Source organism: Bacillus velezensis, assembly GCF_001461825.1.
GTDB classification, from domain to species: domain Bacteria; phylum Bacillota; class Bacilli; order Bacillales; family Bacillaceae; genus Bacillus; species Bacillus velezensis.
This window is the reverse complement of sequence record NZ_LLZC01000008.1, coordinates 39,745-52,417: the sequence shown is the minus strand read 5'-3', so window position 1 is coordinate 52,417 and position 12,673 is coordinate 39,745. Positions and strand designations below refer to the sequence as shown.

The 12,673-nt window shown below is 48.2% G+C and carries 15 protein-coding genes; 8 read left to right on the top strand and 7 right to left on the bottom strand.

The annotated features are described in order from the left end of the window. The first annotated feature begins 122 nt into the window (after positions 1-122). Together yfkAB and AR442_RS03625 are read left to right on the top strand one after the other, a co-directional pair. Positions 123-1,244, top strand: a complete 1,122-nt coding sequence (gene yfkAB / locus AR442_RS03630; protein WP_014417201.1) for a radical SAM/CxCxxxxC motif protein YfkAB — start codon at positions 123-125, stop codon at positions 1,242-1,244. A gap of 6 nt (positions 1,245-1,250) precedes the next feature. Next, positions 1,251-2,084 carry a mechanosensitive ion channel family protein gene (locus tag AR442_RS03625; RefSeq protein ID WP_014417200.1) on the top strand — a complete coding sequence of 278 codons (834 nt, stop codon included), beginning with the start codon at positions 1,251-1,253 and terminating at the stop codon, positions 2,082-2,084. Between the two features lie 28 nt (positions 2,085-2,112). Here AR442_RS03625 and AR442_RS03620 read toward each other — a convergent pair whose 3' ends face one another. Together AR442_RS03620 and cax are read right to left on the bottom strand one after the other, a co-directional pair. Beyond that, entirely contained in the window at positions 2,113-2,907 is a 795-nt protein-coding gene (locus AR442_RS03620) for a YfkD famly protein (RefSeq protein ID WP_088056277.1), read from the bottom strand. A gap of 70 nt (positions 2,908-2,977) precedes the next feature. Further along, complete coding sequence (gene cax, locus AR442_RS03615) at positions 2,978-4,033, bottom strand: calcium/proton exchanger (protein WP_007408511.1); 1,056 nt, start codon at positions 4,031-4,033, stop codon at positions 2,978-2,980. Positions 4,034-4,191: 158 nt separating this feature from the next. Between cax and AR442_RS03610 the strand changes: the two genes are divergently transcribed. Continuing rightward, on the top strand, positions 4,192-5,370 hold the full coding sequence (locus tag AR442_RS03610) for an MFS transporter (protein ID WP_038461290.1): 1,179 nt from the start codon (positions 4,192-4,194) through the stop codon (positions 5,368-5,370). A gap of 34 nt (positions 5,371-5,404) precedes the next feature. Here the strand turns inward: AR442_RS03610 and AR442_RS20425 are convergent, their stop codons facing one another. The 4 genes from AR442_RS20425 to AR442_RS03595 are packed head-to-tail and all read right to left on the bottom strand — an operon-like array spanning position 5,405 to position 7,221. Then, positions 5,405-5,548: a hypothetical protein gene (locus tag AR442_RS20425; protein ID WP_017419116.1), complete on the bottom strand. Its 144-nt coding sequence runs from the start codon at positions 5,546-5,548 to the stop codon at positions 5,405-5,407. 8 nt (positions 5,549-5,556) lie between these two features. Next, positions 5,557-6,396 carry a YihY family inner membrane protein gene (locus AR442_RS03605; protein ID WP_007408509.1) on the bottom strand — a complete coding sequence of 280 codons (840 nt, stop codon included), beginning with the start codon at positions 6,394-6,396 and terminating at the stop codon, positions 5,557-5,559. 11 nt (positions 6,397-6,407) lie between these two features. Then, the gene (locus tag AR442_RS03600) at positions 6,408-6,734 is read right to left on the bottom strand and encodes a hypothetical protein (RefSeq protein WP_053285222.1); all 327 of its coding nucleotides are present in this window, start codon (positions 6,732-6,734) and stop codon (positions 6,408-6,410) included. A 13-nt stretch (positions 6,735-6,747) separates the two neighbouring features. After that, the gene (locus tag AR442_RS03595) at positions 6,748-7,221 is read right to left on the bottom strand and encodes a low molecular weight protein-tyrosine-phosphatase (protein WP_012117078.1); all 474 of its coding nucleotides are present in this window, start codon (positions 7,219-7,221) and stop codon (positions 6,748-6,750) included. 155 nt (positions 7,222-7,376) lie between these two features. Between AR442_RS03595 and AR442_RS03590 the strand changes: the two genes are divergently transcribed. The 5 genes from AR442_RS03590 (at position 7,377) to AR442_RS03570 (ending at position 12,021) form a co-directional block, all read left to right on the top strand. Continuing rightward, entirely contained in the window at positions 7,377-7,592 is a 216-nt protein-coding gene (locus AR442_RS03590; protein WP_012117077.1) for a DUF1128 domain-containing protein, read from the top strand. Positions 7,593-7,922: 330 nt separating this feature from the next. Then, positions 7,923-9,116, top strand: a complete 1,194-nt coding sequence (locus AR442_RS03585; protein ID WP_021493871.1) for an MFS transporter — start codon at positions 7,923-7,925, stop codon at positions 9,114-9,116. A 26-nt stretch (positions 9,117-9,142) separates the two neighbouring features. Next, positions 9,143-9,904: a type I 3-dehydroquinate dehydratase gene (gene aroD / locus AR442_RS03580; RefSeq protein ID WP_053285223.1), complete on the top strand. Its 762-nt coding sequence runs from the start codon at positions 9,143-9,145 to the stop codon at positions 9,902-9,904. Positions 9,905-9,969: 65 nt separating this feature from the next. Next, complete coding sequence (locus AR442_RS03575) at positions 9,970-10,854, top strand: shikimate dehydrogenase (protein ID WP_007408504.1); 885 nt, start codon at positions 9,970-9,972, stop codon at positions 10,852-10,854. A 135-nt stretch (positions 10,855-10,989) separates the two neighbouring features. Further along, positions 10,990-12,021: a LacI family DNA-binding transcriptional regulator gene (locus AR442_RS03570; RefSeq protein WP_029974043.1), complete on the top strand. Its 1,032-nt coding sequence runs from the start codon at positions 10,990-10,992 to the stop codon at positions 12,019-12,021. Between the two features lie 20 nt (positions 12,022-12,041). Here AR442_RS03570 and AR442_RS03565 read toward each other — a convergent pair whose 3' ends face one another. Continuing rightward, positions 12,042-12,557, bottom strand: a complete 516-nt coding sequence (locus AR442_RS03565; protein ID WP_029974046.1) for a type 1 glutamine amidotransferase domain-containing protein — start codon at positions 12,555-12,557, stop codon at positions 12,042-12,044. Between the last annotated feature and the right edge of the window lie 116 nt (positions 12,558-12,673).

Here is a 12,673-nt window from a genome sequence, read left to right as displayed (position 1 = left end):
AATGGTAGCGTATTTTTTGCCGTTTTTCAATGGTTCCGCTACTTGCGATCTTGGCAGATCAGGTCTAAAATTAACAGTTGGCAGACGTTAGTATGCCCCATTTATAAAGGAGTTAGATAGTCATGACACAAAACACAACACTGCGTCCGATCACACCGGAGTACGATCCTTGGGAAGCGTACATGGATGTCGACCAGTATGGAGATATGAAACTGACGAACGTTGAATTCACAACGACGACTTTGTGCAATATGCGATGCGAGCACTGCGCCGTCGGGTACACGCTCCAGCCGAAAGACCCGAATGCGCTGCCGATCGACCTTTTATTAAAGCGGCTTGATGAAATTCCTCTGTTACGCTCTATCAGCATTACGGGCGGCGAACCGATGCTTTCGCTGAAATCGGTAAAGGAATACGTCGTCCCGCTTTTAAAATATGCGCATGAACGCGGCGTGCGCACACAGATCAATTCAAACCTGACGCTTGATATCGGGCGCTACGAACGGATTATTCCCTATTTGGACGTTCTTCACATTTCTCACAACTGGGGAACGGTCGAGGACTTTGCCGACATCGGATTTGCGATGATGGAGAAGAAACCGACATTTGAACAGCGGGCGCGCTATTTTGACAAAATGATTGAAAACAGCCGCACGCTGGTCGAAGCAGGTGTAATGGTTTCAGCGGAAACGATGCTCAACAAACGGACACTGCCGCATATCGAACATATTCACCGGCAAATTACCGAAGAAATGAAATGCCAGCGGCACGAAGTCCATCCGATGTATCCGAGTGATTTCGCCAGCGCGCTTGAATCACTCAGCCTGAAAGACATGAGACAGGCCATCCATCATCTGCTCGACATTCGAGATGAAGAGACATGGATGCTGTTCGGTACGCTCCCGTTTTACGCATGCAGTCCTGATGAAGAAGACCAGAAGCTTCTCCGCCGCCTGCGGGAAGCGAAAAACGTTACGGTGCGAAACGACCCTGACGGCCGCTCCCGCCTGAATGTCAACATTTTTGACGGAAATATCATTGTCACGGATTTCGGCGATACACCGCCGCTCGGCAATATTAAAACAGACAGCCTTCCTGAAGCATATGACAAGTGGAGACAGACGAAGCTGAGCAAAGAGCTGAACTGCCGCTGCACAAACGTCCGGTGCCTCGGTCCGAACGTCCTTGTCAAAAACAGTTATTATCAGGACACGGATTTTTCATTACGAAAAGCCAGAGGTTAACAGAAGATGGAAACGACAATTACGGACATTTTGAAAAGCAAAGTGGTTGAGATCATCATCGTCGCTCTCGTGCTTTACGCCGGTGTTTTTCTGATCAACCGCTTTGTCCAGGTGTTATTTAAACGCACGGATTTCTTAGAGGAACGGAAAGGGAAGACGATTGAGAGCCTCGTCCGGTCCATCACCCAGTATACGGCGACGATCGGTTTTATCTTTTACGTCATTTCTTTATTTGTTCATGATTTCGGCCGAATTTTAGCCGGGGCGGGCGTTGCCGGTATCGTCATCGGTTTCGGCGCCCAGTCGTTAATCAAGGACATTTTGGCCGGTATCTTTTTAATATATGAACGCCAGCTGCATAAAGGCGATTACGTGACGATTAACAATCTGTTCAACGGCACAGTGGAAGAAATCGGACTCCGTTCCCTCCAGATCCGTGAGTGGACCGGCAAGCTGCTTACCATATCTAACGGTGAGGTCAGACAGCTTCAAAACTATAACATTGATTATATGCGGATTACCGAGTCCGTCGTGATCAGTTACAAGGAAGATCCTGAACGGGTATATGCCATCTTAGAAAAAGCGTGTGACATGCTCAATGATGAGCTTCGCGATTCATTGAAACGGGATGAATTTCTCAATGCGACGGAACCGTTTCAAGTGCATGGAATTATGAGTCTGAACAAATTAACCAGAGGCATAGAATTTACCGTCAAAGGCATGGTTCAAGACACAGAATACTTCTCGGCGAGCCTTGCGGTGAGACGCGTTCTTGCCCGGGAGCTGTACAACAACAATGTGCAATTGCTTGAGGAAATGTATCACACACAAAAAAGCTGATTCCCGAACCGGAATCAGCTTTTTTTATTTATCTCGGCTGCGCTGTCGTTTGAAAACCGAATGTGACATGATCCTGCACCGGAATCCAAGCCCCGATTCCTTGCGAAGTCACATTTTTGACGACAAGTTTCCGCTTGCTGCCTTTCAGCACCAAATACACTTCACCGTATGTTACTTTTCCTTTTTCATTAACGGCCGGAGCGTAGGCGTGCAGGTAGCCGAGCCGCTGCGGAGAAATTTTGTAGGTTTGATCGCGTTTTGTGCCTGCGCCGATAACCGTTTCAAACGCGAGCGGCAGTTTTGTTTTCTTCATCGCTTTTTGCATCATCATGCTTTTTACGTCTTCTGCGTTCGGCACCTTCGCTGTGAGCCCGCCTTTGATTTTGTATTGCTGTTCTTGGGCGTATGAGATAACCGCGGTTTGCTGTCCGCCCCGGTTATCCGCTCTGTTCGTGTTGATTTTTTTATATTCCCAGTTGGCGACCGTTTCGTTCGATTGATAGCCGAGCGCCCATTTCCCGAGAAATATTGTCGCCCGGTATCCGATGGCAAGCGGTGAACCGGAAACCGAGGATTCATTCAGCATCTTTATCAGATGCGGATTTTCGATATTGATCTCTGATGTATCTAACAATTCCTTTGCCAGTTTGCTCGGCTGAAGCATCGGCTGGTCCTGTGAGGCATTCGGATACGTATTTTCCTTTGAAATGCTTACGACAGAGTTGGGAACTTTAAACGGTTTCTTTGCACCGGCAGACGGCGTTGCGAAAAAACTAAAGGATAACAGCAGAATCAGTGTGGCATGAAACAGCTTTCTCATCATATCACTCTTTCTATAGCATTTTCCTTTAGTCTTTTCCTCCGCAATCGTTGTTATCCGCATTTTTTACAGGTTAAAGCAGGAAAAATCCGATCGCCATAATGACATAAGCGGCAAGGAGCGTAGCCCCCTCAAACCAGTTCGAATCACCGTCATTTGAAATCATCGTCATCAAAAGGACGGATGATATCATCGCGACAAGCTCGGGCAATGTGAATACAAGCGGCATATTGACCGGAAAAAAGATAGAACAGATCACAAGAACCGGGGCCACAAACATGGCGATCTGCAAAGTCGAGCCTACCGCGATTTCAACGGCGACATCCATTTTGTCTTTGTACGCCATAATAATCGCCGACGCATGCTCTGCGGCATTTCCGACGATTGCGACGATAATCACTCCGATAAACAGCTCGCTCCAGCCGAACTGTTCAGCCACCGCATGAAACGTATGGACAAGGTTTTCAGATATGTAGGCGACGATAATGGTTGAAATAAATAAGACGGCTGTCGCTCTTTTCCCCGACCACTCAGGCTGCTCCTCTTCTTCCTTTGCCTCCGGCTGATTCGGCTGATAAACACCGCGGTGGGTGACGAGCTTGAAATAAAGAGCTGCCACGTACAAAAGGATCATGATGATGCTGATGCCGACACTCAAATCAAGCTTGTTTTTTTCCCCCATATCCATGGAAAACACTTCGGGAATGACAAAAGCTACGATAATGGCAAAAATCAGCAGGCCAGAATTATGACGGGCATCATGAATATTGAATTCCTGCCGCTTGTATTTCAAACCGCCGATAAAAAACGACAGTCCCGCGACGAGCAGAAGATTGCCGAGCACCGAACCGGTCAGTGAAGCAAGCACGATGCCCGTCAGCCCTTCTTTTAAGGCAAAAAGCGATATAATCAGCTCTACCGCATTGCCGAACGTGGCATTCAGCAGACCGCCGATCCGCGGTCCCGCGATAATGGCAAGAGATTCGGTCGCTCTCCCCATATAACTTGCAAGCGCAATAATCGTCAAGCAATAAATAATAAACAAAACCGCTGACGGCCAGTGCATCAGGCCGCCGATGACTGAAAGCGGCACTCCCGCCGCAGCCGTAAAGAAAAAAATCCGATTCATATCTGCCTGGCTCCTTTTTTCGAATGAGTCTTTTTATATCCTTCTCAAAAACTCCCTCAATTACACTTCCGCGGCAGCCCGAATTGGCATTTTCAGGTTGCCGGACGCGACAAATCCGTGTACGATCAAGAAAGATACTGAAGAAGGAGAAATACGCGATGTCACGACTGTACTTCTTTATTTTGGTTCTGCTTGTTTCCATCTCCGGATTTTCCCAAGGCATGCTTCTGCCGGTGATCTCCGTCATTTTTGAAACGAACGGAGAATCCGCAGCCATAAACGGACTTCACGCAACCGGCCTTTATATCGGTGTGCTTCTGGCGTCGCCGTTTATGGAGGCCCCGCTGCGCAAGCTCGGATTCAAACCTCTGATGGTCATGGGCGGATTTCTTGTTATCATCAGCTTATTCAGTTTTATTTGGCTTCAATCCATATGGTTATGGTTTTTTCTGCGGCTGCTTATCGGAATCGGGGATCATATGCTGCATTTTTCAACCCAAACGTGGGTGACGTCAAAGTCAACGCCCCGAAACAGAGGAAGAAACATTTCGCTGTACGGACTGTCCTTCGGGCTTGGATTCGCTGTCGGCCCGTTCATGGTCCCTCTTGTGAAAACAAGTCCGTCCCTTCCGTTTATCGTATCCGGCTGTATCAGTCTTGCCGCCTGGCTGTTTGTGTTTGTCTTACGTAACGAGTACCCGGCGCAAGGTCCGGATGAAACATCCGGGGATAACAGCGCAAAACGGTTTTACCGCGCTCTTCTTTTCGGCTGGGTCGCTTTTCTCCCGGCTTTCGGGTACGGTTTTTTAGAAACGGCGCTGAACGGAAGCTTTCCCGTGTACGCCCTGCGTTTAGGCATATCCGTTGATGCCGTCGCGCTGATATTGCCCGCTTTTGCTATCGGAAGTATTGTATTCCAGTTCCCTCTCGGTTTATTAAGCGATCGATTCGGGAGAAAACGTGTCCTGCTCGTCATCTTATTAACGGGTGCCCTTTGCTTTTTGACGGCCGGACTGTTTTCGTCGCCTTCTGTCATCGGCTGCTGCTTTTTCACGGCGGGAATGGCGGTCGGCAGTATGTTTTCCCTCGGCATCAGCTATATGAGCGACCTGCTGCCGTCCCATCTGCTGCCGGCGGGCAATCTGCTCTGCGGCATTTCCTTCAGCCTCGGCAGCATGATCGGCCCGGTGGCGGGCGGCTGGTATATGCAGCGGTTTGAAAGCGCCAACTTGTTTTACTTTATTACGGTGATTCTGGTCTGTATTTGGCTTGCGCTCGTCTTCGGGAAAACAAAGCACAGTCCCGCATCCGAATCCCATTCTTTTCCGGCCTCATAAAAAAGCCGCCTGATCTGAGTCAGGCGGCTTCTTTCTAGTGGTATCCGTTCTGCCCGTTAGCGCTTCCGCTTGTTTTATTCTTCGGGCCGTTTTTTGAGTTTTGTTTATTATGGCTTCCGCCTTTTTTCGTATGCTTGGTCATAATCGATTCCCCTCCGTTTTTCAGCTTGAACGTCATCCGTTCCTCTATAGCTTGCTCCCGCGGTACGGATTTTCATCAGGAAGCTTTTTACGTTTATGTAAAAGCGCGTTGATTTCTCCTCCTAAAATCAGCAGTGTTCCCGTAAGATAAAACCAGATCATAAGGACGATAATTCCCCCGATGCTCCCGTATGTGGCGCTGTAGTTGGCAAAGGTGCCGACGTAAAATGAGAACAGCATACTGACGATAATCCAGCCGGCTGCCGCGAATACGGCTCCCGGCAGCACAAAACGGAGAGAAAGCCTTTTATTCGGCGCGAAAATGTAAAGCGCGGTAAACACGATTAAAAGGATAAGCGGACTGATACCCCAGCGGACAACCGACCATACCTGCAAAAACAGGCCGGAGGCGCCGATGAAATCTGCGGCCAGCATTCCGATTTCTCTGCCGAACACCGGCAGAAGCAATGCGATTAAAATCGTAACCACCATCGCGATGGTTAAAAAAATTGAGGTCAGGCGAATGATGATAAATGAGCGGTTTTCCTCGACTTCGTAGGCATGGTTAAATGCTCTGACAATCGCGTTCATACCATTCGAAGCCGACCAGATGACGGCGATAATCCCGAATGACAAAAGTCCGCCGCTGCGCTTGTTCAGCGTTTGCTCCGTAATGGATTTCACCATGGACATGGCGCTGTCGGGCGCGTATTGATCGACCGCCCCGAGCACGTCTTCTGCAGATATGGGAAGATAGGCGGTGAGCGTCAGCATGAAAATCATCAACGGAAACAATGACAGCAGGAAAAAATACGCCAGCTCCGCCGATTTACTTTGTCCTTCATGCAGAGAAAACCTTGCAAACAGCTCCTTTATAAAACTCATGACATCCCACCTCAATGATCGTTTTTCGAAAAATGCTCCTTCGTTTCTTTTAACAGGTCAATGACCTGCGGCGTCGTCTGCTTCAGCTTGGTGATCTGCCCGTTTAAAAAAACCAGATCTTCCGATACGGTATTGGCGATGATTTTCACTTGATCCAGTTTTGCAGAAGCCTGCTGTTTCAGGGCTTCAGGATGTTTCCGGTAAAATGCCGCACGGCGCCTGCACGCGTCCATGTTGCGGAAACATGCCTCTCTCGTCGGCTTATGTAATAAGGACAGTGCTCCGCCGGCGGCAGCGCCGATCAGAATCGCTTTTGCCATGATGCGTGCCTGCTTCATCGGTCAATCCCCCTTATAAATGATGGTCTTTCTTTATTGTCTCCAGCAAATGACGGCACCCGGATTCGACCAAAGCGTACACCTCGCTGAAATTCCCGGTATAATACGGATCGGGCACGTCCGCAAGGTCCGACTCCGGTACATAATCAAGCAGCCTTGCAATACGCGGCGCCGCTTTTTTATAACCTGCCATGCTGCGCAGATGTCCGATATTTTCTGCATCCATCGCAATGACGTAATCAAAATCGGTCAGATCAGACTCACGCACCTGCCTCGCCGTGATGCCGCTTGCGCTGATCCCTTTCTTCTTCAGGATCTCCTTTGTCCCTTCATGCGGCGGATTTCCCGCATGCCAGGCGCCGATTCCCGCTGAATCAATGTTAATCTGCCCGTTCAGCCCGTTTTTCTTCACCATATCAGAAAATACCGCCTCTGCCATAGGCGACCGGCAAATATTTCCCAGACAGACAAACAGAACATGTATCATATCGATAACCTCCCTATTCTTTCCCCGCATTTTGAGGATCAAAAACCTTATCATCATCTTAGCAACTTTTCTGCGGCTGTGGAAATAAGCTTTTATTCTAAATGAATTCTGTTAGAATAAAGGATACGAAAACGGTCATGAAAGGATGCATGAATTTGCCGAGCCAACAAACAGAAACGTTAAACAAAATGATTGAAGACATTTCGCAAAAGCTCAACATGCTCAATGTCGGCGTCATCAGAGCGGAAGATTTCAGTGATGAAAAAATAGAAGATCTTACATACCTTCATCAAATGGTCATGAAAAAAACATCATTCAGCCCGAGTGAAATGCAGGCCATTGCCGAGGAGCTCGCCTCTCTCAGAAAATAAACCCATGTCAGACCTGCCGAAAAACGGCAGGTCTTTTTTTGATTTTAAAAAGTAAAAAAAGTTCATCGGTTTGACACATATAAAAAGAAGGAGTATAGTAACTGTGAACTTGGTAGAACGATATACTAAATGAGCGGGCCGCTTATCTTTTTTTATTTAGTAGAACGATATACTCATTGTGATCTCAGCGTTATTCAAGTTTGTTTTGCAACCGTTTTATCAAACAGTTTTCAAAGAAAGGCAGTGGTTCAATAAAGGGGAATCGTGCTGTTCTTTTATCAATTTAAAAAATAATTTAATTCTTTATTAACCGCATTAGGGGATGTCATCATGAAAAACATATACACCAAAATGGCAGCGGGTCTTTATATTAACTATTTCCTGCTGGGCATGATCAATATTATTATCGCATCCAATATGGAGGCATTATCAAAACAGCTTCATACATCCGCAGCCGGGGTCAGCTATTTGGTCTCCGCCATCGGAATCGGGAAGCTGATTTCGCTTCTGTTTGCCGGGAAGCTTTCGGATACATTCGGGAGACGGCCGTTTATCGTATCGGGCGCCTTTCTGTATCTGATTTTCCTAATCGGAATTCCGCTTTCGACAAACTATACAGCCGCGTTTATCTTCGCCATTTTCGCCGGGATCGCCAATTCCTTTTTGGATTCCGGGACATATCCGGCGCTTATTGAAGGATTTCCGAAAAACGCAAGCTCTGCAACCGTGTTAATCAAAGCGTTTGTATCCATCGGCGCGACGGTGCTTCCGTTTTTTATCGCGTTTATTGCGGACAGGCATTTGTTTTACGGCTGGACGTTTTTCGTACCGGGCATTATTTTCTTCCTGAACGGCTTTTTCCTGTTAAAAGTTCCGTTTCCGAATCATAAGCAAAAAGAAGACGGCGGCCGGACGGAAGCCTCTCCGTCTGATGGCGCGTTCACATCACAGCCGTCGATATGGCGTGAAGGCCTTGCGATCATTCTGTTAGGCTTTTCATCTACGGCGCTGTTTATGCTCGTTCAAGTATGGCTTCCTAAGTTCGGGCAAACCGTTTTGGGCATGCCTGAGGTGCAGGCCGTCAAATTGTTGAGCTATTACAGCATCGGGGCGCTTGTATCCGTATTATTGCTGGCTGTGCTGTTAAACAGAGTGATTCAGCCGATTACGGTAATGGTGCTGTACCCTGTGATCGCGGCAATCGCGCTGCTTGCTCTGATTTTCATTCATCAGCCGGCCGTATCAGTCATCAGCTCCTTTGTCATCGGACTTTCAACTGCGGGCATTCTGCAATTGGCGATGACGGTTATGGCTGTTTTATTCCCTAAAAATAAAGGTACGATCACATCTTTTGTTAATATAGCATCAAGCTTATCTTTTATTGTCATTCCGCTTGTAACGGGAGCGATATCCAAAGCGGCCGGCCTGACGCCTGTTTTTCTGCTTGATATCGGAATTGCGGCCGTCAGCGCCCTTCTCGCATTGTTTATCGGAATCCGCTTTAAGCAAGTGATGAAAGCCTGACTATTTTTTAAGGGAGAGGATTTATCATGCAATCTATCACGATCAGAAACACGGTCATCGGCGAAGGGCTTCCGAAGATCATTGTGCCGCTGATGGCGGCCGGAGAGAAAGAACTGCTCGAAGAAACGGAAGCCGTCAACAGGCTTCGCCCGGATATCATTGAGTGGCGGGCGGATGTGTACGAGCATGTTGACAGCCTGGATGCCGTAAAAGGCATGCTTGAAAAGCTGCGGAAAGCCGCAGGCGCAACACCGCTGCTTTTCACATTCAGAACCCATAAAGAAGGCGGAAATAAAGTTATTGATGACCGCTTTTACATTGAATTGCTTAAAACCGCCATCGAAACAAAACATATTGACCTTGCAGACGTTGAGTTGTTTACGGGAGAAGCGGAAGTCAAATCAATTGTGAAAACCGCTGAAGATAACGGCGTATATGTCGTCATGTCCAATCATGATTTTCATCAGACACCGAAAAAAGAAGAAATCATTTCCCGGCTGCGGAACATGCAGGCGTACGGCGCGCACATTCCGAAAATTGCGGTGATGCCGCAAAGCACTGAAGATGTTTTCGTCTTATTGGATGCCACTCACACGATGAAAACACAATACGCAGACCGGCCGATCATCACGATGTCAATGGCGGGGACAGGCCTGATCAGCCGCCTGGCCGGCGAAGTCTTCGGGTCAGCGTGCACGTTCGGAGCGGGCAAAGAAGCATCAGCGCCCGGACAGATTCCCGTTGAAGAATTGCGCAGCGTACTCAGCATTTTAAATAAACATATGTAATCAGCGTTTTTCTGCCCTCAAAGCGGGATGAAAAACAAATGAATGGACTAACGGAGGAATACATCATGAAGAAAGATTTAGGACGGATTAACGGAAAAACTCAGCTTATCGGATTATTCGCGACACCGATCGGACACTCTTTATCTCCGGCGATGCACAACCTGGCGTTTAAAAAATTAGGTTTGAACTACGCTTACCTCGCGTTTGAAGTCGGCAATGAACAGCTGGAAGATGTGGTAACGGGAATGCGCGCCTTAAACGTCAGAGGATTCAATGTCTCGATGCCGAACAAGATGAACATTCTCCCTTACCTCGATGAACTCGCGGATTCAGCGAAATTCACCGGCGCGGTGAATACAGTCGTTAATGAAAACGGCAGACTGATCGGACACTCGACTGACGGTATGGGATACGTCCGCAACTTAAAAGAACACGGCATCGATATCACAGGCAAAAAAATGACGCTGGTCGGTTCCGGCGGGGCCGCCACTCCGATAGCGATTCAATCCGCATTGGAAGGCCTCGGAGAAATCTCTATTTTCGCCCGTAATGACGCGTTTTTCGAAAAAGCGGAAGAAAACGTCCGCATTATCAATGAAGAAATGAAGGGATCTTCTTGTAAAGCGAAAGTCTTCCCGCTCGAAGATCAAGATGCGCTGCGTGCTGAAATCGCTTCAAGCGATATTTTCACAAACGGAACGGGTGTCGGCATGAAACCGCTTGAAGGCTTGAGCGTCATTGAAGATACATCCATGCTCCGTCCTGATTTGATTGTGACAGACGTCGTTTACAACCCCGTTACGTCGAAATTGCTTGAACAAGCTCAAGCGGCCGGCTGCAACACCATTAACGGCCTCGGCATGATGCTTTGGCAGGGCGCCATGGCGTTTGAATATTGGACAGGCCGTGAAATGCCGGTTCAGTATATTAAAGAGCAAATGTTTGAATAACCTATTGTAATAGAAGCGCCGAAGGACACTCCGTCTTCCGGCGCTTTGTCATTTTCTCCCCTCTCTCTTTCTTCTCATGCGCCAAAACGCTTATAATGGATGTAACGAATAAAAACCAAGTGAGGAATGCGACGTATGAAACAGCAAAAAAAACGCCGGGTGACATTGCAGCAGGTCGCTGAACATGCCGGCGTCTCAACATCCACCGCTTCATTAATCGTCCGCAACAATCCGCGAATTTCCGAAGCGACCCGTGAGAAAGTGCTGCAATCCATGCGGGAGCTGGGGTACGTATATGATCGGGTCGCCGCGAATTTACGATCACAGACGTCCACAACGGTAGGATTGATTATTACTGACATTTCCAATACGTTTTTCTCAGAGTTTCTGATCGGCGTTCAGAATACGCTTGAGGAAGTCGGATTAACGGTGCTGTTAGGCACGACATTTGATTCCGTCGCCAAGCAGGAGCAGCTGATCTCGACCATGCTGGAGCACAGGGTCGGCGGATTGATTTTGTGTCCGGTTTCAGGTACGGCTGAGGAAACCCTTTCCCGCCTCGAGCAGCTTGACATTCCGGTCGTGCTCGCCGTCAGGGAGATTGCCGATGCAGATTGTGATTTTGTCGGAGCCGATTATGAGGAAGGCACCTATAAGGCAGTGCGTCATTTCATTGAGAAAGGCCATCAGGAGATTGCGTTTCTGGGCGGCGTGAAGCACTCATCAACATGGACGAAGCGTATGAAAGGGTTTAAAAAAGCGCTCCGTGAAGCGGATCTGGAAGTAAAAAATGACTATGTCATTGACAGCGCGCCGACCCGCGAAGCAGGCTGTGAAGCCGTGACGGAGCTCCTCCGCCGGTCTGAGCGCCCGACCGCGATTTTCTGCTTCAGTGATTTGGTCGCGTTCGGCGTCATGCAAGGGATCAGAAAAGCCGGGCTCGTTCCGGGCGAAGATATTGACATTATCGGCTTTGATAACGTGCCGGAAGCTGAAATTTCTTATCCCCCGCTTACAACCGTTTCTTCCTTTCCGCGGCAGTCGGGAAAAGAAGCGGCTCAATTGCTGCATCATAAAATTACCAGTTCCCAGCACAAAAAACAACGCATTATTCTGGCGCCTGAGCTGGTCATCCGGGAATCTTCACAAAAAAAGCGGAACGCCTGATACGGCGCTCCGCTTTTATATTACGCAAGCAGTTTTAATGATTCGCGGTTGAATGCCGGAATGTCATCCGGTGTGCGGCTTGTGACCAGCTGGTTCTGGCAGACGACGACTTCTTCATCCACAACATTCGCGCCCGCGTTTTCCATGTCGATTCGGATTGAAGTAAACCCTGTCGCTTTGCGCCCGTCCAATGCTTTCGCGTTGATGAGAAGCTGAGGTCCGTGGCAGATGGCGAACACCGGTTTTTTATCATCCATGAACGCTTTGGCAAATTGGACGAAACGGTCATCCGCACGCAGCATGTCAGGAGAGAATCCGCCCGGGATCAGCAATGCGTCAAAGTCTTTAGAATTCACATCATCGATGGACGCGTCCACTTTCACTTCCGCTTCCCCTTGTTTGCCTTTGACTGTTTTTCCTTTTTCCTGTTCAATTACGGTTAATTCATGACCCGCATCTTTAAAAGCTTTCGCAGGTTCAGTATACTCGACATCCTCAAAATAATCCGTTAATACAACTGCAATTTTTTTACCCATAGTTACTACCTCCTGCTTGATGAAGTCTACATAAATCCATGTACCCCAGCCACACTAACATCAAACATAGGTAACGCGTTTGCCGCTCATCCGTTTTACATAGGTCATTATCCTCA